The following is a 20,701-nucleotide window of genomic DNA, read 5'->3' as shown; positions in this document are numbered from 1 at the left end:
TGTTAACCATATAATTATTTAGGTTTACAATTAAGAATATTATTAGTATTCTATTAATAATTATAGAGGGGGAATTTTAATGACTTTAGGAACTAACATAATCAATGGTCATCATTTAACATATGATGAAGCTTTAAAAATTTATCAAGATGAATCGATCGATACATTAACACTTGTTCAAGAAGCTTATAAAGTTCGACATCATTACTATGGTAAAAAAGTAAAACTGAATATGATTTTAAATGCCAAAAGTGGTATTTGTCCTGAAGACTGTGGTTATTGCGGGCAATCAAGAGATGTTAAACAAAAATCTCAACGATATGCACTTATTCCAGAGAATCAAATTGTCGATGGTGCTAAAGTGGCTTCTGAAAATAAAATTGGAACTTACTGTATTGTTATGAGTGGTCGTGGCCCTAGTGATAAAGAGATTTCTCACATTACTGATTCTGTTGAACAAATTAAAAGAAATCATCCTCAACTTAAGATTTGTGCTTGTCTCGGATTAACGAATGAACAACAAGCAGAGTCTCTTAAAAACAGTGGTGTAGACCGATATAATCATAATATAAATACTAGTGCTAACTATCATGATGAAGTTGTGACAACACATAGTTTTGATGATCGTGTAAATACAATAAATATAATGAAGGAAAAGAATATTTCTCCATGTTCTGGTGTGATTTGTGGTATGGGGGAATCTGACGAAGATATTATCGATATGGCTTTTACATTGAACCAATTAGATGCTGATAGTATTCCAGTCAATTTCTTACACCCTATAAAAGGTACAAAATTTGGCAGTATGGATGACTTAACACCTATGAAATGTATTAGAATTCTATGTATGTTTAGGCTCATTAATCCTACAAAAGAAATACGTATTGCTGGTGGACGCGAAGTAAATTTAAGATCGCTTCAATCATTATCACTCATGGTTGCGAATTCTATTTTTGTTGGAGATTATTTAATTACTGGTGGTCAACCAAATCAAATGGACTATGACATGATTCAAGATTTAGGATTTGAAATTGATTATTAAATTATTATTAGAATTTTCAATTTATTATATTATTTTTTAATTTCAAATGATATAATAAGTATATGCTTTCTATTACACTTTAATGTGTTGTAGAAAGCTTTTTAATTTTTAATAATGTAAGCGCTATATTAAACTGAGGGGGATAAAAATGGAAGAACCAAATACGCTGCTGACATTAGTTGGACTCGTTATTATTATTTCAATTGTCGCAATGTTAATTATGAAAAAAATAAGTCCAGTTGTAGGAATGATTTTAATACCTGTAATTGGCGCATTAGTTATTGGTCATGGATTTGGAGATATTCGAAAATATGTTGAATCCGGTATTGATCAAGTATTTAATGTCGCAATCATGTTTATTTTTGCGATTATCTATTTCGGTATTATCTCAGATAGTGGTTTATTCAGACCTTTTGTTAGAGGAATGATTAAATTAACACGAGGTAATATTATTATCGTTGCGATTGTCACAACGATTATCGGTACTTTTGCACAATTAGACGGTGCTGGTGCCACTACTTTCTTATTAGCAATTCCTGCTTTATTACCATTATACAGGGCACTAAAAATGAGCCCATACTTATTAGTACTACTTCTTGCATTAAGTGCAGCAATCATTAACATGGTACCTTGGGGCGGACCAATGGCAAGAACCGCTTCAGTTCTTAAAGTCGATAACATCAATGACTTATGGTATCAAGTTATACCTATTCAACTAGTCGGAATCGTACTCGCAATACTATTCTCTATCTATTTAGGAATCCGTGAAAAAAGACGTATTGCTAAAGCATTTCCTAATGAAGATATTGTAAAAATCAATATGGATGAAATTATTGCAAACTATGAAAAAGACCAAGAAGAGAATGCTACTATTAAAGGTGAAGCTACAAAGCATACTTACATACTTTGGCTCAATTTAATACTTACAGTCATTGTCGTAGCTATGATGTTATTAGATATTGTACCTCCTGAATTTGCATTTATGCTCGGTGTTGCAGTCGCATTACCATTAAACTTTAGAGATGTCGATGAACAAATGGAGCGTATTAGAGCACATGCACCAAATGCCTTAATGATGGCAGCTGTTATATTAGCAGCAGGTGTATTCCTAGGAATACTTAATGAAACAGGTATGTTAGAATCGATTGCACTATCGTTAATTGCAGTATTACCAACAGTTGTAGGACCATACTTACACATTATAATCGGTGTATTAGGTGTTCCTTTAGATTTATTAACAAGTACAGATGCTTATTATTTCGCAATCTTACCTATAGTAGAATCAACAGCCAGTCAATTTGGCGTTCCATCACAATCAACAGCCTTCTCACTTATGATAGGTAACGTAATCGGAACATTCGTCAGCCCATTCGCACCAGCAGTATGGTTAGCCGTTGGACTTGCAGAAATAAATATGGGTAGATATATCAAATACGCATTCTTCTGGGTTTGGGGTTTCTCCATCCTAATGCTATTTATAGCTATCTTGATGGGCATTGTTACGATATAGAATGTGATTTTTGAAAAAAGTGAGGATGTTTAGGGTTTAAGGTAAGACTTTGGTGGATCTCGTGAGTTTATTCAACCTTTAACTCACATCTTTTGTGATCTTGTGAGTTTATTCTGCCTTTAACTCACATCTTTTGTGATCTTGTGAGTTTATTCTGCCTTTAACTCACATCTTTTGCGATCTTGTGAGTTTATTCTGCCTTTAACTCACATCTTTTCAATCTCTTACCTTCACCCACCCATTAAATATATCTACAAAAAAAAGCTGAGACACGGATGTCTCAGCTTTTTCTAATCATATTCTATTTGTCATTTGATTCAGCTTTACGTTCAATTTTTGATAATGTTTTTTCTGCAAATGACTTACCACCGATACCGAATGAGATAGCAAATGCTACTGCTACAGCACCTAAGATTAGTAAGAATGCTACATTAACAATGCTTTGAGCAAAGTTTAATTGATCTAATGTCATAAATACTGAAACGATGATTACTAAATATTTAACGATTTCAGATACGAATACGTTACCTGTAGATTTTTTAATTAATTTAGATAGTAAGTTACCACCAATGAAACCAATTAATAAGATAATTGCTGCTGAAATTACTAATGGTAAGTATCCAATAATTGCTTCACCAATTGTATTTAATACTTCTAAATTAACTGTATTTAATGATTCAACAACAAAGAATAAACCAATGATTGTTGAAATTACCCAGCCTGCAGCTGAAGGAATATCAATACTTTCTTTATTCTCACCAAAGTTTACATAGTGATTATATTTACTAACATTTAAATTTGTTAATAAGTTTTTAACTAATGTACCTAATACTTTTGCGATGAATAAACCAACAACTAATATAACAATCGCAACAATAATTCTAGGTAAGAAGTCTAATACACTACCCATCATGTTTTTAATCGGTGTTGATACAGAAGTCATATTTAATGCATCAAACACTGATGGTAAGAATAATAGGAATATAATGAAGTAAGCTAATTTACCAAATGTCTGAATTAAACCTTCAGATCCTGATTTGCCACTTCCTGATTCAGTTAACCCCTTTTTCTCTAGCCATTTCTCAAAACCAACTGCGTTTAAACCTTTCACAATAATTGTTTTAACAATTACTGCAATTAACCAAGCGACAATTAATAATATAATTGCACTAATTAAGTTTGGTATGAATGCTATAATGCTGTCTAAAGCATTTAAGAATGAATCTGTTATTTTACTCATATTTAATTCCTCCTTTCTTGATATGTTACCCTAGTATAATAATACTAATCATATTTTTTATAATAATTTTTGATTTGTTTAAAAATCTATTCTAAAAACCTAAATAATTTGAATAAGTAATTAATATTTTAAAAAAATAAACGAGCAGATGATCAAACATCTGCTCGTTTCACGTAAAACACAATCCCATTTAATAATACTTCTACCTAGTATCTTTCACACGCAATTCTATCTTTATCTCTATCAAATTTTGGTAAATATGCACGATGACCATAAGTCACACCATTTGGAAATACTTTTCTTAAATCTGTGCAATTTTGATAGTTACGTTTTTCCTTAGCACCCGGTTTTTTGTAATTATATCTTTGGCTTGGTGGTAACTGTTTTGTTTTCTTTTTCACAACTTTCTTTGTCGTTTTTTTCTTTACAACTTTCGTTGTAGCTGCATCAACTTGAATATGAATTGTAGGCATTGTAAAAGATAACACACAGATAATAGCTAGCAGTAATTTTAAAATATTATTTCTTGTTCTCATTTCTCTTCCCCTTTAATTTTTTATAAATATAGCACAATTTATTGTAATTTTCTACTATATTTAGCAAAATTCTTTAAAATTATTTTCTTTTAATTTTTCCTGGATTATTAATATAAAAAAAGACCATGAACTTTAAAATTCATGGCAACTATGTATCATATTCTTTTCATCATTCTTACTTCTTTTAATGCTTTACTAACATCACTTATTTCAGATTTACCATCTTTTTTAAAGCCATGCTTTTCATAAAATTTAATCGTAGGATGATTATCTTCAAAAACCCAAAGACTTAATTCATCATATTTATCCTTCATTTGTTCTTCCGCTTCTTGCATCAAACGTGTGCCTATTCCTTGGTGTTGATATGCTTCAAGTAAGTAAATGACCATAATTTCACCACATGTATCACTTGTATCTTCATCTTTGTCTTTACCATACATTAGAAATCCAATCACTTCTCCATCAACCTCTGCAACAATACACAGTGCATTAAATTTATGGTGTCTTTCAATATATGATGCTAACGTTAATTGATCCAAATAACTATCTGGAACAATTCCTCTATATGTCGTCAACCAAGACTCATAATGAACCTTAGCAATCGCTTCAACATCTGATTCTTGTTTATTTCTGATTAACATCACTTTAACCACCCACATTCTATAGAAGTTAAATGTAATTTTACTATAAGTGTCTATTAAATAAAATAGTAAAAGTCCGAGACATTCTCATTCGTCTCAGACTTCATATTCCTTACATTTCCATATCATGTATTTTCATCATTAAACCATGTGGTATGTCATCATGTTTGACGACTTCTTTTTTATAAAATGTTTTGCCGTTATCGTTTGAAATTAATTTTACAAAATCACCTTTTTTAGGTTTGAAATCACTTGTTGATTCGATTTTGATATTTTCCGTAACTTCATTATTTTTCTCACTTACTACTTTTTCTGCAGTTGTACTATTCTCCATATATCCGTAGTAAGTACTTTTTTGCGTTGAAAATAATAATAAAGCTGCGACTGCTAAAGCTACGATAGCTAAGCCACCTATTAATAATATTGCTGATTTTTTATTCATTGAGAATCCTCCCTAATGTACATCATAAGGCGTATAAGCATTTTATGAAATAATCACGCATCAATCTTCTTAAATTCGACATATTTATTTAGTATTTTTCTCTCTTAAAAAAATCATTAAAAGTTGAATAACTTGCGATAAATGTTAAAAATCATCATACTATAATTGAAAATATCTAAAGGAGTGGAAAAAATGAACCAAGAACAATTTGAAAAAATAAAAAATGGTAAAGGTTTTATAGCTGCACTAGATCAAAGTGGTGGTAGTACTCCAAAAGCTCTTAAAGATTATGGTATTGAAGAAAATCAATACAGCAATGAAGATGAAATGTTTACACTTGTTCATGAAATGAGAACACGTATCGTAACATCTCCAGCCTTTACTTCTGAAAAAATATTAGGTGCTATTTTATTTGAACAAACAATGGACCGTGAAGTTGAAGGTCAATATACTTCTGACTACTTAGCTTCAAAAGGTATCGTTCCTTTCTTAAAAGTAGACAAAGGTTTAGCAGATGAAGAAAATGGCGTTCAGTTAATGAAAGTCATTCCTGGTTTAGATGAGTTATTACAACGTGCAAAAGAACGTAATGTATTCGGTACAAAAATGCGTTCAAATATTCTTGAAGCAAATCAAGAAGCTATTACTAAAGTTGTAGAACAACAATTTGAAATTGGTAAACAAATTATCGAAGCAGGATTAGTTCCAATTATCGAACCAGAAGTGAACATTAATGCTAAAGATAAAGAAGAAATCGAAGATATCTTAAAAGAAGAAATCGCGAAAGAATTAGATAAATTAAACGACGATCAATACGTTATGTTGAAATTAACAATTCCAACAAAACCAAACCAATATAAATCATTAATCGAACACCCTAACGTTGTTCGCGTCGTAGCATTATCAGGCGGTTACTCAAGAGAAAAAGCAAACGAATTACTTAAAGAAAATGACGGACTTATTGCAAGTTTCTCACGTGCATTAGTAACTGACCTATTCGCTGGACAATCAGCAGAAGAATTTAATAACGGATTACAAGACGCAGTAGATTCAATCTATGACGCATCAGTAAATAAGAATTAAAAACATAACAAAAGGCATGGACAATTTATTAGTGTCCGAGCCTTTTTTATATTGGGGTTATATTCGGCATAAAACTTTTAATACTTTTTAATTCAATACACTTTTTCTTTGATTTACTTTCTGGAATACTACTTTATTAATAGCTTCTTCTACTACTTTTTTATGTTTCTTTTTCTCCCAATTCATTGAATCAATGGATTCTCCTTCATATTCTTTATATTTATAGAATTTTGATAGAACCATGATTCCTGACAAGATATTACATTCCAAAATTGTACCTTCTTTATCTGTAACTACTATCGCCACTTTACCAGGTCTTAAAAACTTTTTAGTAATCCCCACTCCTAAATAGCCTTCTGAATATTTTGCAGTGAGTTTTTTAATTTTTTTCTGATAATATATTCCATGGTAATAGTTTGCAACTGCTTGTAATAGAACAACGATAATTAATAGTATAATAAACCCGAAATTTTCCATATATTAAACCTACTTTTCTATTTAATATTTTCTAAAATGATTTTCCCTAATATAACTGGTGAGTTCGCAAAATTCCCTATTGTAGAGCCTGCAATATGCGGTGTAATCGTAATATTATCTAATTTATTATATGGATGTTCTAATGGTAGCGGTTCTTTTTCATATACATCTACTGCAGCACCTGCTATTTCTCGACTTTCTAATGCTTTGATCAAATCTTCTTCATTTATAAGTCCAGATCTAGCAGTGTTTATGACGACAGCACTTTTTTTCATGATTTTAAAGTGTTCTTTATTTAACATATCTTTTGTTGTATCTGTAAGTCTATAATGCATTGTAATGATATCCGCTTCTTTGACTAAATCATTTAGATTATTAACTTGTCTATCTTCACTTTGACCATCATAATACTCATCAAAATATAATATTTCTCCACCAAATGGTCTAAGTAAGTCAGCAACTCGTTGACCGATAGCACCATAGCCGATAATACCAACTTTAGAATTTTTAATTTCTGGTGCTAGTACTCCATTTGGATAGTGTTTTTCCCACTTACCTTGCTTCAAGTCAAAATGACCTTTAGCAATATTTCTAATTTCAGATAAAATCATACCTACTGTAAATTCGGATACACTTGTAATACTTCTACCTGGTGTATTAAAAACTTTAACACCTGCTTTTTCTGCATACGCATGATCCACATTTTCAATACCTGCACGTAGCACACCAAGTATTTTTAAACTCGTAAATTTATCTATTGTTTGTTGATTAATTGGTGCAAATTGAGTAATAACAATATCAAAAGTTTCAGCATTATTTAATAATTCTTCAGGTAATTCAACTGCGTCTGGTCCATTTTTTTCTAATTTAATATTATCGAGTTGAAGTTGTTCTAAATCATCGTGTTTCCATTCTCGTATAGTTACATCGATACCATTATTTTTCAATTCTTGTAAACCTTCGTCCATCATATCTTTATCAATAAATAAATCACTAATAGCCAAACATTTCATCGTATCTACTCCTCTGTCTGTAATTTTACTGACACTCTATAACTACCTCTTGTGCTCGCTTTTTCAAAAGCACTTTGAATATCATTGAGTGAAAATGTTTCTTCTATTAGAGGACTGACATCAATTTTTCTGCTACTAATCAATTCTGCTGCATCATCAAAATCCTCTATACTAGATCCATATGTTCCAACAAAGTAACTTTCACGATAATGTATATAATTAGAATCGACATTAAGTTCTGGCGAAGGATAACCCGCTGCAAAAAATAGAATTTGTCCTTCTGAATTTTTGATAATATCTAATGATTGTTGATTTGCTGAAGCCGTACCAACTGCAACAATTACAATATCAGCACCTTGTCCTGTCATTACCATGATTTGTTCTTTTAAATCTCCCTCATTAATATCTATTACTTTAAAACCCAGTTCTCTTGCTTTCTTCACTTTAACTGGATTCCTTTCACTCACAATAACGTTTGCTCCTTTAATTCTTGCAACTAAAGCATTTAGCAGCCCCATCGTACCTGCACCAATCACAACTAAATGATCATCTTTAGTGATCTTTAACTTCTTGATACCTCGTATAACTGATGATAGTGGTTCAACAAATCCTGCTTCTTGCGGAGATACATCATTGTTCACTTTCACGATACTTTTAGCGTTTCTTACAAAGTAATTTGCAAATCCAAATATACCAAAGTAGTCATCTGAGTAATTTTTACCGAATTGAGGGATGTTCTGACAGTTTGTTATTTTTCCTTTAAGACATTCGTCACATTTCCCACAATAGTCATATAGCACACTTACTTGATCACCAATTTGATATGTTTCTGAGACTTTTTGTCCCTTATCAATAATGATGCCAGAAACTTCATGCCCTCCTGCCATAGGATAACCTTGATGTTCTCTTTTACCTTGCCATTGTTGATAATCAGTTGTACATATATTACATGCTTCTTGACGAAGTAATACGTCATGTTCACCTAATTCAGGTAATAACATCGATTTAACACTAGCTTTTCCTTGAGATTCTAAAACACCAAAGTCTATTTTTTCTATACTCATACTCAATCATCCTCACTTATATGAAAAATGACATGCCATATGCAATTAATACTGCTAGTGGTCCGGTTATTGTTCTTGAAAATAGAACAGCTGGTGCTGCAACACTGATTGTTTCAGGTTTTGCTTCTCCGAGTGTTAATCCAACTGGTATAAAGTCACAACCAACTTGTGCATTAATGGCAAATAAAGCAGGTAAAGCAATACTCATTTCAATATTTCCGCTTCCAATTTCATTACCAATTAATGTACCGATAATAGCACCAATAACTGCACCTGGAGCTAATAATGGAGATAAGAATGGTAAGCCTGTTATAAATGCTAATATTACAAGACCAATAAGATTATCTGATAAAGGACTCAGTAATTTGGCAATAATATCACCAATTCCGGTATAGTTGATAATTCCAATTAACGTTGCGACAAACGCCATAAAAGGTATAATATTTTTAATTACTGTATCAACTGTATCTCTCCCAGATTGATACATAATATTCATAAACTTACCTGCACCTTTAGCGATTTTATCAATGATAAGCATCATTTTGTTTTTAGATACTTCTTCCTCTTGCTGATGTTCTTGTTTCGCTTCTTTGATTTTTGTTTTTATATCTTCATTGCCAGATTGTGTCTCACTGTCATTTTTAGTAGCAGCTAATTCCTGAGTTTCTCCATCACTTACATTCTCTAAATCTTCTGGTGTTACACCAGATACAAATATATCTTCTGTCATGAACTTAGCTAACGGACCAGACGGACTCATAACTTTTACATTTATAGTGGGAATCCCTATTCTTGGATAAGTTCCACATCTAGCTGTACCACCACAATCAATAACTGCGACCATTGTTTCTTCTTTTGGTACTGGATCTTTAAAGGAGTCAACTGCAGTTGTTCCCGTCATTTCTGCTATTTTTTTGGCAACAGGGTGAATACCACCACCGGTTACACTCACAACATATTTCAGTTCATCAGTGGCTTTCAATGTTAAGGGGCCACCCCAACCTTGTTTCCCTTTATTAACCTTCACTATTTTAGACATTTCTTATCCCCCCTTAAATCATTTATCTTCGTTTAGAATATGATTTAAACCTTGTTTTTTGAATAAATGCATACTAATTTTTTCAGTTATAAAGCCTCTCATCAATATGACAATCAAACCAGTTAATAGAAACATTAAAGCTAATGATGATTGATTCCCTCCTGCTTTTGAAAAGCCATGCGCAATACCTAACCAAATAAATAATTCAGCAGAGTTGGCATGTGGGAAAAGTCCTGTTACTGGATGTAAAAATGAAACCGTTGAATCATAATATGCTGGTTTATATCGTTCAGGCAAAAATCTCCCAACCGTATAACACATAGGATTTGTAAAGAAGAATACAGCTAAAAATGGAACAAGTGTGTATCTTAAAATCGTAAATTTAGTGATTTTCTGAATAAAATTATTTACATTGTCTTCACCAATCAATTTTACTAATGCATTGATTGCCGTGATTAATACGATTAACAATGGAATAATATCAGTCATAAATCCCATAAATACATCTGCGCCTTCTTCAAACATTCCTATGAAACCATCAGCTACTTTTGTTAAGAAATTCATTAAACATCACCCCTATATTTTAATAAAGTTTAATCTTTTCGTTTAAAGCAAGCTCTGGAAAATGAGATGGTGTTACTAAAATCGCGCCAGGTAAAATTTCTGTATTTTCATCATCTGAGAAATAAATTGAAACATGACCTAATGTATCAAAATTTTCATTAGCTTCTGATCCTACTTGAACAATATGATATTCATCTTTACCAATAGATAATGTGCTACCTTCAACTAACTTATGGCCATTATCTTCTTCAGGTACATGTAAGACTGATATGTCAGCTAATTCAGGTGGTGCATCCTTTCCAAATAATACTAATAAATTCTCCTGTTTAAACTCTTCTACTAACGACCCTATTTCTACTATTTTTGAACTAAACATTTTGACACCTCTTTATATTATTTGAATGTTTGATCTTGTAATTTTCTTAGTTTCCAAACTGTTGTATTTGTATCTAATGAAACATTATCTTCAGTTAAGAATTCACCTTCATTAATATCTTGATTTGCTGTTACATTTCCTGAAATCAAGCCAATCGGAATATGTTTTTTTTCTACAGTTTCTTCATGCGTTTCCATCAACCCTCTTACACAATAACCACCAATACCATCAATGTTTTCGCCGGCTTTTATATCTTTCTTAGCAACTGCAACTGTTTCTGATACTGGCCCTTCAATTGGAATAATGGCATAGTCATGGTTTAATACTGCTTTAGCAATTGTTAATGGTGTTTCTAAACTTGCTAAATGGAAAGGTCTATATAAGATATGGTGATCTCTATCACCTTTTTTCAATAAATAATTTAATTCGTTTGCCACACCAACGTTCTTACCTTTAACAATAATAAATACACCTGGTGCTAACCCATCGACGTATTCAACTACTTCAAAATTATTTAATACGCCACCATTTTCTTTTGAATTCAAATCATCTAGTACAGAATCTAAATCTCCTTTTAAACCGTGCATACCAACAACATCTGGTTTGTATCCAGTTGCATTAGATAATAATGTCATCTCTGCCATTGTTTTTGTACCATCTTGGAAAGCAGCTAACATATGAGGTGCCATGTGTTTACTCAATGCTTCTTCCCTTGCAGTATCTGGATTAGCTGTAGGGATAAGTGGATTATTCTTACCTTTACCTGCAACAAGTACTTCCAATCCCATTGATTTAGCAAATTCAAATAATCCAAGTGTTACTGCAGGTTCATCTCCATCAGATCCTGTATAAACTAAATTAGCTGAATCATACAATTTCTTCATGATTGGTCCAATTGTGATATCAACTTCAACATTCAACAATACTAAATGTTTCTTAGCTAATAATGTTTCTAAAGCAATTTTTGCGCCAACTTCAGGTACACCTGTTGCATCGACTATTACTTCGGGTGCTTCGTCATGAATAATTACTTTAAAATCATTTGATACTTTTATATCTACATGAACTTCACTAGACTCATTAAATGCATCTTTAGCTTTCTCTGCATTTTCTAATTTAATATCACTTATACCTACAATAACCATTCCTGGAATATGCGCGATTTGTGATACCATACCAAATCCCATTTGACCTGCTCCAATAATACCAACACGTATTGGATTACCTTCACTTTCTCTTTCTTGCAATTGGCTGTATATAGTCATTCAAACATCTCCTTTTACATTTGTTCAATCATTGAAATTATGTTCTTGAGTGTTATAATAACAATGTAAGCGCTTAAAGTCAAATGTAAATTTACATAAAATGATTCTAATAATTTCCAATTAATCATGTTATATTTATAAATAAGGAATAGAAAGGATTTAAATTATGTCTATATTAGATGATACAAGAATGATGATTAAAGTATGCAAAATGTACTATCAAGAAGGACTCAGTCAAAATGAAATTGCAAAAAAAATGAAAATAAGTCGACCTACAGTATCGAGGCATTTAAACCAAGCCAAAAGAAAAGGTATAGTCGAAATTAAGATTAATGAAAATGATTTACTAGAATTGGAAAAAGAATTAGAAGAAAAATACAAAATAAAAGAAGTCATTTGTGTTCAAAAAAACCACAACTTAAAATCTACATTAGGAAAAAGCGCAGCCGACTACATTTTAAGAAACTTAAAAGATGGTGACACATTAGCCGTTTCAGCAGGAACTACTGTTGACCAAGTCGCAAAAATGTTAGCCACTCACAAAACTTTTCCAAATTCATTATTAATTCCTTTAGTCGGTGGTATGGGGAATGTCACAATTGACATACATGCCAACCACATAGTTGATACCTTTAGTAAAAAATTAGGTACAAAAAGTTTATTCTTGCATGCACCAGTCGTTGTAGATGATAAATATTCGAAAGAATTCATAATGAAACAGAAATTCGTTCAGAACATCACTGAAAACTTTTCAAAAACAAAGATTGCAGTAGTCGGAATAGGATCTAATCCACTAGAATCAACAATGGTATCTGCTTATAACGATGAACTATCAATAAGCGACGTTTCTAAAATTAATGCAACAGGTGATATATTCTATAATTTTATCGACGAAGAAGGTAAACAACTCGATTGTGAATGGAACGATAAAGTAATCAGTATTTCTTTTGAAGAATACAAAAAGATTCCACTCAAAATTGGCGTCGCAGGTGGTATAAATAAAGCATCAGCCATACATGCAGCATTAAAAAATGAATTAATCGATGTACTAGTAATAGACGAAGAAACAGCGATTAATATATTGGAGAAATATTGATTAAACAAAAAACTTCACATTAAAAAACCAGTATCAATCCGTTTTATAATGGATTGATACTGGTTTTTTGGTTATTTTCTTATGTTAAATGTGTTTCATTGAGCTGACTTAATTCGGAAATAATTTTTCTGCTATCTGTATTTAATTGTTTAACAAATACCGTATTGTTTTTATCTTCAAATTTTTTCACCATTGAATCGATTGCATTGACTGCTGAGTCATCCCATAAATGAGCGTGTGTAAAGTCTAATTCAATCTGACTATTTTCAATTGAAAAGTCTAGCTGATTCATCATTGAATCTATTGAAACAAAGAATATTTGCCCGGTGAATGCATATTTATAAAAATGATTTTCTATTGTTTGATGAACATGAACATTCGATATTTTAGTAGCAAAGAATAAAGAACTAAATATTACGCCGACAATAACGCCTATAGCTAAGTTATGTGTAAACAACACGATTATCACTGTCAAAATCATAACGACAGCATCTGTTCTTGGAGCTTGCTTAACGTACTTAAATGATTTCCAATCAAATGTACTAATAGATACCATCACCATAATACCCGCTAAAATTGGCATAGGAATTTGTACAACTACATCTCCTAATAATAGGATGAGAATGATTAAGAAGACACCCGCCGTAAATGTTGATAATCTACTTGTTGCACCTGATTTTACATTGATGACAGATTGACCAATCATAGCACAGCCACCCATTCCTCCAAATAGCCCAGTAATAATATTGGCAATACCTTGACCTCTAGATTCTTTATTTTTATTACTATGAGAATCTGTTGCTTCATCAACAATTTTAGCCGTTAATAAACTTTCTACTAATCCTACAATTGCCATTGATAAAGAATACGGCAAAATGATAGTTAATGTCTCTAAGTTAAAAGGAATTTGTGGTATTAAGAAATTTGGAAATGCTCTTGTTATGGTACCTAAATCGCCAACTGTTCTTACATTAGAACCTGTTACCATATATAGCGTTGTTAATAAAATAATTGCGATAAGCGGTGCAGGAATTGCTTTGAAATATTTTGGTACAATATAAACAATGAGTAATGTAATAGCTATATAAATATATGTACTTATTGAAATACCAAATATATGCTCAAGTTGGGACATAAAAATCATAATCGCTAAGGCATTTACAAATCCAATCATGACTGACCTTGGTATAAACTTCATGAGTCTACCAATTTTGAGAATTCCTAATAATAACTGTATAATACCCATGAGTATCGTTGCTGCAAATAAATAATCGACACCATGTTCTCTTACTAAAGGTGTTACAATAAGCGCAACAGCTCCTGCAGCTCCAGATATCATAGCAGGTCTACCGCCTACTATTGAAGTTGTCGTAGCAATAATAAAAGCAGCGTACAATCCTACCATTGGATCTACACCTGCAATTATAGAAAATGCAATAGCTTCAGGTATAAGTGCTAGCGCTACAACAATACCAGCTAGTAAATTTTTCCCTGGATTAGAAAGCCATTCTTCTATATAAGATTTAAACATTATACATACTCCTATTTTATATATTTTCAAAGTGCTATTATAAACAAAAGAGTTTCATATGTACACATTTATGAAACTATTGAGGTGAAATTTATGAATTATGGTTATATTAGACCAATCGAATTATATGATACAGTCGCTGAACAATATTCAAAGTTAAGTAAATTTTCATTAACAATTATTGAAGAATCTCATGCACAGACTGACATCAGAAAAGAATTAAATACTTTATTTTATAGTAAATTACAAAGCGGGGATAAATTATACATAACTGATTTATGTATTCTTGCAGATACCTCATATCAATTAGAAGAACTCATTACAATTGCCCAGGAAATCAATGTGGACATTCATATTATTAATGCTCAAATAACAATTAGCCAACATGAACAAATGAATTTTAATAAATTTTTAAGTCTACTTAATCAGTTTCAAAGCGATATGATTAAATTCAGAACTAAGTCAGGAATCGCCAAAGCCAAAACAGAAGGTAAGACTATCGGAAGACCAAAACGAAATGATCTTAATTTGAAAAATGCCATCGAAATGTACCATTCTAAGAAATATACTTTAGAAGAAATTAAAGAAGCGACAAACATTAGCAGAGCAACATTGTATAGACACTTAAATAAATAATAATTAGGGACATAATTCTGGGAAATGTCCCTTAGACATGCTGTTAGGGACACAATTCTGGAAAATGTCCCTTAGAAAATCCCTCTCTTATTACCATTATTCAGAATTATGGTAGTTAGCTACTTCTTATTACCATTATTCAGAATTATGATAGTTAGCGACTTCTTATTACCACTTTTCAGAATTATGATAGTTAGCGCGTTCTTATTACCATTATTCAGAATTATGATAGTTAGCGCGTTCTTATTACCACTTTTCAGAATTATGGTAGTTAGCGCGTTCCCATATAACAACTAAAGGCTGAGACAATTTCTGTCTCAGCCTTCTTACTTCTCCTATTATTTCACAATGCCTGCGTCTTTAGGATGAACGCCATGTTTATAGTAATCTATTTCTTCTGGTTCTAATGGTTTTTTACCACGAATGATGTCTGCTGCTTTTTCTGCTAACATCAACACCGGTGCGTGGATATTACCATTTGTTGTGCGTGGCATTGCTGATGCATCGACTACTCTCAAGTTCTCCATACCGTGTACTTTCATTGTTAATGGGTCAACTACAGCCATTGGATCTGATGCTGGTCCCATTTTTGCACTACAAGATGGGTGAAGTGCTGTTTCTGCATCTTTTTTAACCCAATCTAAAATTTCTTCATCTGTTTGTACTGAAGGTCCTGGAGATATTTCACCATCATTATATGGTGCTAAAGCTGGTTGTTTCAAGATGTTTCTTGCAACTCTAATTGCTTCTATCCATTCTTGTTCGTCTTCTTTCGTAGATAAGTAATTAAAGACAAATTTAGGTTTTTCAAATGGATCTTTAGATTTAATCTTCAAGCTACCTCTAGAGTTAGAATACATTGGTCCGATATGTACTTGGAAACCATGTTTCGTATCTGCTTTTTGTCCATCATAACGTACTGCTAATGGTAAGAAGTGGAACATTAAGTTTGGATAATCAACTGTATCATTAGATCTTACAAATCCTCCACCTTCAAAGTGGTTACTTGCTGCTGGTCCTTTTCTACCGAATATCCACTGTAATCCGATAAATGGCATTTTAAATTTATTTAAACTTGGTTGCTCAGACACTGGTTTAGAAGATGCATGTTGTACATATACTTCTAAGTGGTCTTCAAAGTTTTCACCTACACCTGGCAAGTGAACACGTGTCTCTATACCTAATGAATTTAAATGTTCAGAGTCACCAATTCCAGAAAGTTGAAGTAATTGTGGTGTATTAAATGCTCCGCCTGATAGAATAACTTCTCCTGCAGCAACTGTATGCGTCTTACCATTTTTCTTAAATGTTACGCCCGTCGCTCGTCTACCTTCATAATTGATTTCTGTAACAAAAGCTCTTGTTTGAACAGTTAAATTCTTACGTTTCATAGCTGGTCTTAAATAAGCAAGTGATGCTGAAACGCGTCGACCATTATGAATTTGGCTATCAAATGGTCCAAATCCTTCTTGTCTAAAACCATTTACATCAGGTGTCTTATTGTATCCAGCTTGTACGCCCGCTTCAAAGAAAGCTTGGAATAATGGGTTTGTTGCTGGTCCTCTTCTTAATTTAATCGGACCATTATGACCACGATATTGATCTGATTTATCTGCTCCAAAAGTTTTTTCTAATCGTTTAAAGTATGGTAAACAATTCGCAAACTTCCATGTTTCCATGCCTTCAGGTTCTCCCCAACCTTCATAGTCCATTGGGTTTCCTCGTTGATAAATCATACCGTTGATTGAACTTGAACCACCGAGTACTTTACCTCTCGTATGTGCAACTTTTCTACCGCCCATATGAGGTTCGCCATCTGTTTCATATTTCCAGTCATAGAAACGATTACCCGATGGATACATTAGTGCTGCTGGCATTTGAATTAATAAATCCCATGGATAGTCACTTCTACCCGCTTCTAATACTAATACGGTCTTATCTTTATCTTCACTTAAACGATTACCTAATACAGATCCGGCACTTCCGCCTCCAATAATTATATAATCATAAGATTGCTTCATCTCAAAATCCTCCTATATACTCGTTCTTCTTTGTTGTATTTATTTACTAAACCAATTCACCGGCTCAGGTTGAATATTTGTATAAATGTGTTTAGAAATTAAATATTCTTCTAAACCTTCTTTACCTAACTCTCTACCAATACCAGATTGTTTATATCCACCCCATGGTGCTTGTGCAAAATATGGATGGAAGTCATTAATCCAAACAGTACCCATTTTCAATTTATTGGCTACACGATTTGCTTTAGCGATATCTTGCGTAAATACGCCGCCTGCGAGTCCATAAATAGAATCATTCGCTAATTCAATCGCTTCTTGTTCATTAGAGAACCCTTCAATTGTTACGACAGGTCCAAATACTTCTTCTTGTACAATTCTCATAGATGTATCACAGTTTGTAATGACAGTTGGTTCAAAGAAGAAACCATCTTGTAAGTCTGCTCTGTCTGGTCGTTTACCACCAGCAGCAATTGTCGTACCTTCTTCTTTCGCAACTTCTATATATTTTTCAACTTTATCGCGATGTTCTCCTGAAATTAACGGTCCCATCTCAGTTGTTTCATCAAAACCGTTACCGATTTTAATTTTATTAACACGTTCAACTAAAGCTTTTTCAAATTTATCTTTAATATCGTTATGTACGATAATTCGAGATCCAGCTGAACAAACTTGACCGGCATGGAAATAGCCACCATTTAATGCTTGATCAATCGCTAAATCAAAATCTGCATCATCGAAAATAATATTCGGATTCTTGCCACCTAGTTCTAATGCAATATTCGTTACATTATCTGCTGCGCGTTTCATAATATGCTTACCTGTTTGAATACCACCTGTAAATGAAACTAGATCGACTTCTTTATGAGATGCTAATACTTCACCAACTTCAGAACCTTTACCTAGTACAAGGTTGATGACCCCGTTAGGAAATCCAACTTGTTCCATTAATTCAAATACACGAATTGTTGTTAATGGCGTAATTTCACTTGGTTTCATAACTAACGAACAACCTGTTACAAGAGCAGGTGCTATTTTCCATGAAGCTTGAAGTAACGGATAATTCCAAGGCGTAATTTGCGTTACAACGCCTACAGGTTCTTTTACTAATTTACTTTCTGAATGAGTTATTGGAGAATCAATAATTTCACCACCATCATGTCCTGCTAAACCTGCAAAATACATAAATACATTATGAATATCATCCATATCTGCATATGATTCTTCTAATGTCTTACCAGTATCTAAAGTTTCAAGTTCTGCTAGTTCTTCTTTATGTTCTTTAATTAAATCTGCAATGGCTCTAACTTTACGACTTCTATTCTCAGTCGTTTCACCTAACCATTCACCATCTTCAAATGACTGTCTAGCTGCTAAAATTGCTTTTTCAGCATCTTCTTCTGTACCTTCTGCTACTGAAATCACAACTTCTTGATTATATGGATTCACAATGTCGCGAGTCGCTTTATTAGAAGCTTCTACCCACTCACCATTTATAAATTGTCGTCTAGATAAATGCTCTATATATCCCATTCAAAATACCTCCGTTAACTTTGTTAAATTTTTATTTAACGAACTTTACAGATTTTATGTTAGCATAGAATTATGAAAGGCGTCAAATTTCCAAAGTTCATTTATGGTTTGTTTTTAATAGGTATTTCAAATAGACAAGTAATGGAAAAGCAACTACAATGTAAAAGGATTCATGGTACAATTAAGGTAACTATTGGAGGTGTATGTAGTGGTACGTTCAGATAACTACGAAAAACAATTAGACCAAGCTAAAGACATCGTGATTAACGGTATTGGAGAAACGATGGATTTATATGGTATTAATCGAAGTGTTGGAAATTTATACGGGACGATGGTATTTGAAGGTAGTATGACACTAGATGAAATGCGTGAACAACTTCAAATGAGCAAACCAAGCATGAGTGCTGGTGTTAAGAAACTACAAGAATTTGATATCGTCAAACAACAATTTACAAGAGGAAGTCGAAAACAACATTTCATCGCTGAAAAAGACTTCTTTATCTTCTTTAATAACTTTTTCTCAAGAAAATGGGATCGAGAAATTTCTATTAATATGGATTCTGTTAAAGACGCAGAAATCTTGCTACAAAAAATCATAGATGCAGATGATGTCGATGAAGAAACTAAAGAAGAAGCAATCACCATTCATACACAATTAGAAGAATCAAAAGTATATTATGAATGGTTAGCAAATATCAGTAACGCTATTAAAACTGGAGAGATATATAAGTATTTCCCAATACCAAGTCAAGAAGACAAATAAGTAAAAGCGCGAGGTAGCAATGCATACCCCGCGCTTTTGTTATTTTTATTGGCACCAATATTTGCACCTTTGGGCAAAACTGCTTGTAACGGCTACTTTATTTAAAAAACTCTTAAAAATTGTAAATACTGACAGCCTTATGAACACTTCTTGCTAAACTTGTTCATAAGCACTCCACCACAATACAAAAAGCTCACAACACTAGCTAGCGTTGTGAGCTTTATCATTATAAATATTGATTTTCTTTTAAGTATGCAACGATTTTCTCTACAGATTCTTCTACACTTTCGTTTTCTGTATCAATGACTATTTCAGGGTTTGATGGTTCTTCATATGGTGCATTAATGCCAGTGAATTCTTTAATTTCACCGCTTCTTGCTTTCTTATACAGTCCTTTTGGATCTCTTGATTCACACTCGTCTAAACTACATTTAGTGTAGACTTCGATGAATTCACCGTCTTCAAGGATATCTCTAACTGTATTACGGTCTTCTTCATATGGTGAAATGAATGCTGTCATTGTGACAACACCAGCATCTACCATTAATTTACCAACTTCACCGATACGACGGATATTTTCTTTTCGATCTTCTGGACTGAATCCAAGATTTTGGTTTAATCCATGACGAATGTTATCTCCATCTAAACGATATGACGTGATATTTTGTTCAAATAGTGCTTTTTCTAATGCTACAGATATTGTTGATTTACCTGATCCTGATAATCCAGTAAACCAAATCACAACACTTTTATGACCGTTACGTTCTTGTCTTTGTGCTTTTGTTACTTCAGAATCATGCCATGTAATATTTGTTGACGCGCTCATTATTCC

General features: G+C 32.6%; 21 protein-coding genes. 6 read left to right on the top strand and 15 right to left on the bottom strand.

Annotation, left to right across the window (positions count from 1 at the left end; translation table 11 throughout):
* Positions 1–79 precede the first annotated feature (79 nt).
* A complete protein-coding gene (gene bioB, locus LQ694_RS10100) occupies positions 80–1,042 on the top strand; it encodes a biotin synthase BioB (protein WP_058612357.1) in 963 nt (320 codons plus the stop codon).
* 148 nt (positions 1,043–1,190) lie between these two features.
* Complete coding sequence (locus LQ694_RS10095) at positions 1,191–2,552, top strand: CitMHS family transporter (protein ID WP_058612690.1); 1,362 nt, start codon at positions 1,191–1,193, stop codon at positions 2,550–2,552.
* A gap of 301 nt (positions 2,553–2,853) precedes the next feature.
* Here LQ694_RS10095 and LQ694_RS10090 read toward each other — a convergent pair whose 3' ends face one another.
* The 4 genes from LQ694_RS10090 to LQ694_RS10075 form a co-directional block, all read right to left on the bottom strand.
* Positions 2,854–3,792 carry a mechanosensitive ion channel gene (locus LQ694_RS10090; protein ID WP_048540541.1) on the bottom strand — a complete coding sequence of 313 codons (939 nt, stop codon included), beginning with the start codon at positions 3,790–3,792 and terminating at the stop codon, positions 2,854–2,856.
* A 206-nt stretch (positions 3,793–3,998) separates the two neighbouring features.
* The gene (locus LQ694_RS10085) at positions 3,999–4,328 is read right to left on the bottom strand and encodes an excalibur calcium-binding domain-containing protein (protein WP_218697109.1); all 330 of its coding nucleotides are present in this window, start codon (positions 4,326–4,328) and stop codon (positions 3,999–4,001) included.
* 155 nt (positions 4,329–4,483) lie between these two features.
* Entirely contained in the window at positions 4,484–4,969 is a 486-nt protein-coding gene (locus LQ694_RS10080; protein WP_218697107.1) for a GNAT family N-acetyltransferase, read from the bottom strand.
* A 112-nt stretch (positions 4,970–5,081) separates the two neighbouring features.
* Entirely contained in the window at positions 5,082–5,411 is a 330-nt protein-coding gene (locus LQ694_RS10075; protein WP_025907313.1) for a DUF4889 domain-containing protein, read from the bottom strand.
* A 192-nt stretch (positions 5,412–5,603) separates the two neighbouring features.
* On the opposite strand from LQ694_RS10075, the gene LQ694_RS10070 reads away from it, so the two are divergent.
* On the top strand, positions 5,604–6,494 hold the full coding sequence (locus LQ694_RS10070; RefSeq protein ID WP_058612693.1) for a fructose bisphosphate aldolase: 891 nt from the start codon (positions 5,604–5,606) through the stop codon (positions 6,492–6,494).
* An 87-nt stretch (positions 6,495–6,581) separates the two neighbouring features.
* On the opposite strand, the gene LQ694_RS10065 is transcribed toward LQ694_RS10070, so the two are convergent.
* Genes LQ694_RS10065 through LQ694_RS10035 form a run of 7 tightly spaced genes read right to left on the bottom strand, consistent with a single transcriptional unit; the run spans position 6,582 to position 12,292 of the window.
* Positions 6,582–6,971, bottom strand: coding sequence for a transcriptional regulator GutM (locus tag LQ694_RS10065; RefSeq protein WP_025907310.1), 390 nt, complete (start codon positions 6,969–6,971; stop codon positions 6,582–6,584).
* A gap of 17 nt (positions 6,972–6,988) precedes the next feature.
* A complete protein-coding gene (locus LQ694_RS10060) occupies positions 6,989–7,984 on the bottom strand; it encodes a 2-hydroxyacid dehydrogenase (protein WP_058612694.1) in 996 nt (331 codons plus the stop codon).
* Positions 7,985–7,989: 5 nt separating this feature from the next.
* The gene (locus LQ694_RS10055) at positions 7,990–9,048 is read right to left on the bottom strand and encodes an alcohol dehydrogenase catalytic domain-containing protein (RefSeq protein ID WP_218697106.1); all 1,059 of its coding nucleotides are present in this window, start codon (positions 9,046–9,048) and stop codon (positions 7,990–7,992) included.
* A 16-nt stretch (positions 9,049–9,064) separates the two neighbouring features.
* Positions 9,065–10,087 (bottom strand): PTS glucitol/sorbitol transporter subunit IIB, encoded by a 1,023-nt coding sequence (srlE, locus tag LQ694_RS10050; protein ID WP_231492987.1) that lies wholly within the window; start codon positions 10,085–10,087, stop codon positions 9,065–9,067.
* A gap of 18 nt (positions 10,088–10,105) precedes the next feature.
* Positions 10,106–10,651 carry a PTS glucitol/sorbitol transporter subunit IIC gene (srlA, locus tag LQ694_RS10045; protein WP_058612697.1) on the bottom strand — a complete coding sequence of 182 codons (546 nt, stop codon included), beginning with the start codon at positions 10,649–10,651 and terminating at the stop codon, positions 10,106–10,108.
* A 19-nt stretch (positions 10,652–10,670) separates the two neighbouring features.
* Entirely contained in the window at positions 10,671–11,027 is a 357-nt protein-coding gene (locus LQ694_RS10040; protein WP_196968442.1) for a PTS glucitol/sorbitol transporter subunit IIA, read from the bottom strand.
* Positions 11,028–11,044: 17 nt separating this feature from the next.
* Positions 11,045–12,292 carry an NAD(P)H-dependent oxidoreductase gene (locus tag LQ694_RS10035; RefSeq protein ID WP_239772015.1) on the bottom strand — a complete coding sequence of 416 codons (1,248 nt, stop codon included), beginning with the start codon at positions 12,290–12,292 and terminating at the stop codon, positions 11,045–11,047.
* A gap of 166 nt (positions 12,293–12,458) precedes the next feature.
* On the opposite strand from LQ694_RS10035, the gene LQ694_RS10030 reads away from it, so the two are divergent.
* Complete coding sequence (locus LQ694_RS10030) at positions 12,459–13,388, top strand: sugar-binding transcriptional regulator (RefSeq protein ID WP_058612700.1); 930 nt, start codon at positions 12,459–12,461, stop codon at positions 13,386–13,388.
* Positions 13,389–13,467: 79 nt separating this feature from the next.
* On the opposite strand, the gene LQ694_RS10025 is transcribed toward LQ694_RS10030, so the two are convergent.
* Positions 13,468–14,919, bottom strand: a complete 1,452-nt coding sequence (locus LQ694_RS10025; protein ID WP_204206354.1) for a SulP family inorganic anion transporter — start codon at positions 14,917–14,919, stop codon at positions 13,468–13,470.
* 93 nt (positions 14,920–15,012) lie between these two features.
* Between LQ694_RS10025 and LQ694_RS10020 the strand changes: the two genes are divergently transcribed.
* Positions 15,013–15,555 (top strand): recombinase family protein, encoded by a 543-nt coding sequence (locus LQ694_RS10020; RefSeq protein ID WP_196968438.1) that lies wholly within the window; start codon positions 15,013–15,015, stop codon positions 15,553–15,555.
* A 338-nt stretch (positions 15,556–15,893) separates the two neighbouring features.
* On the opposite strand, the gene betA is transcribed toward LQ694_RS10020, so the two are convergent.
* Both betA and betB read right to left on the bottom strand, forming a co-directional pair.
* Entirely contained in the window at positions 15,894–17,576 is a 1,683-nt protein-coding gene (betA, locus tag LQ694_RS10015) for a choline dehydrogenase (RefSeq protein WP_058612121.1), read from the bottom strand.
* A 39-nt stretch (positions 17,577–17,615) separates the two neighbouring features.
* Positions 17,616–19,106 carry a betaine-aldehyde dehydrogenase gene (betB, locus tag LQ694_RS10010; protein WP_218697105.1) on the bottom strand — a complete coding sequence of 497 codons (1,491 nt, stop codon included), beginning with the start codon at positions 19,104–19,106 and terminating at the stop codon, positions 17,616–17,618.
* Positions 19,107–19,314: 208 nt separating this feature from the next.
* Here betB and cudC point away from each other — a divergent pair, with 208 nt between their 5' ends.
* Entirely contained in the window at positions 19,315–19,869 is a 555-nt protein-coding gene (cudC, locus tag LQ694_RS10005) for a choline uptake/conversion transcriptional regulator CudC (protein ID WP_058612119.1), read from the top strand.
* A 226-nt stretch (positions 19,870–20,095) separates the two neighbouring features.
* On the opposite strand, the gene cysC is transcribed toward cudC, so the two are convergent.
* Positions 20,096–20,695, bottom strand: a complete 600-nt coding sequence (cysC, locus tag LQ694_RS10000; RefSeq protein WP_049320498.1) for an adenylyl-sulfate kinase — start codon at positions 20,693–20,695, stop codon at positions 20,096–20,098.
* Positions 20,696–20,701 lie beyond the last annotated feature (6 nt).

Origin of the sequence: Mammaliicoccus sp. P-M58, assembly GCF_022386165.1 — a bacterium.
Taxonomy (GTDB): domain Bacteria; phylum Bacillota; class Bacilli; order Staphylococcales; family Staphylococcaceae; genus Mammaliicoccus; species Mammaliicoccus sciuri.
This window is presented reverse-complemented; position numbering and strand designations above follow the sequence as displayed.

What these genes read in the sequence shown, in the direction of transcription:
- LQ694_RS10065 (WP_025907310.1), bottom strand. Translation starts at nt 6,971, where the DNA reads ATGGAAAATTTCGGGTTTATTATACTATTAATTATCGTTGTTCTATTA.
- LQ694_RS10020 (WP_196968438.1), top strand. Translation starts at nt 15,013, where the DNA reads ATGAATTATGGTTATATTAGACCAATCGAATTATATGATACAGTCGCT.
- LQ694_RS10090 (WP_048540541.1), bottom strand. Translation starts at nt 3,792, where the DNA reads ATGAGTAAAATAACAGATTCATTCTTAAATGCTTTAGACAGCATTATA.
- betA (WP_058612121.1), bottom strand. Translation starts at nt 17,576, where the DNA reads ATGAAGCAATCTTATGATTATATAATTATTGGAGGCGGAAGTGCCGGA.
- cysC (WP_049320498.1), bottom strand. Translation starts at nt 20,695, where the DNA reads ATGAGCGCGTCAACAAATATTACATGGCATGATTCTGAAGTAACAAAA.
- LQ694_RS10030 (WP_058612700.1), top strand. Translation starts at nt 12,459, where the DNA reads ATGTCTATATTAGATGATACAAGAATGATGATTAAAGTATGCAAAATG.
- LQ694_RS10080 (WP_218697107.1), bottom strand. Translation starts at nt 4,969, where the DNA reads ATGTTAATCAGAAATAAACAAGAATCAGATGTTGAAGCGATTGCTAAG.
- LQ694_RS10025 (WP_204206354.1), bottom strand. Translation starts at nt 14,919, where the DNA reads ATGTTTAAATCTTATATAGAAGAATGGCTTTCTAATCCAGGGAAAAAT.
- betB (WP_218697105.1), bottom strand. Translation starts at nt 19,106, where the DNA reads ATGGGATATATAGAGCATTTATCTAGACGACAATTTATAAATGGTGAG.
- srlA (WP_058612697.1), bottom strand. Translation starts at nt 10,651, where the DNA reads ATGAATTTCTTAACAAAAGTAGCTGATGGTTTCATAGGAATGTTTGAA.
- LQ694_RS10035 (WP_239772015.1), bottom strand. Translation starts at nt 12,292, where the DNA reads ATGACTATATACAGCCAATTGCAAGAAAGAGAAAGTGAAGGTAATCCA.
- LQ694_RS10085 (WP_218697109.1), bottom strand. Translation starts at nt 4,328, where the DNA reads ATGAGAACAAGAAATAATATTTTAAAATTACTGCTAGCTATTATCTGT.
- LQ694_RS10055 (WP_218697106.1), bottom strand. Translation starts at nt 9,048, where the DNA reads ATGAGTATAGAAAAAATAGACTTTGGTGTTTTAGAATCTCAAGGAAAA.
- srlE (WP_231492987.1), bottom strand. Translation starts at nt 10,087, where the DNA reads ATGTCTAAAATAGTGAAGGTTAATAAAGGGAAACAAGGTTGGGGTGGC.
- LQ694_RS10095 (WP_058612690.1), top strand. Translation starts at nt 1,191, where the DNA reads ATGGAAGAACCAAATACGCTGCTGACATTAGTTGGACTCGTTATTATT.
- LQ694_RS10075 (WP_025907313.1), bottom strand. Translation starts at nt 5,411, where the DNA reads ATGAATAAAAAATCAGCAATATTATTAATAGGTGGCTTAGCTATCGTA.
- LQ694_RS10060 (WP_058612694.1), bottom strand. Translation starts at nt 7,984, where the DNA reads ATGAAATGTTTGGCTATTAGTGATTTATTTATTGATAAAGATATGATG.
- LQ694_RS10070 (WP_058612693.1), top strand. Translation starts at nt 5,604, where the DNA reads ATGAACCAAGAACAATTTGAAAAAATAAAAAATGGTAAAGGTTTTATA.
- bioB (WP_058612357.1), top strand. Translation starts at nt 80, where the DNA reads ATGACTTTAGGAACTAACATAATCAATGGTCATCATTTAACATATGAT.
- LQ694_RS10040 (WP_196968442.1), bottom strand. Translation starts at nt 11,027, where the DNA reads ATGTTTAGTTCAAAAATAGTAGAAATAGGGTCGTTAGTAGAAGAGTTT.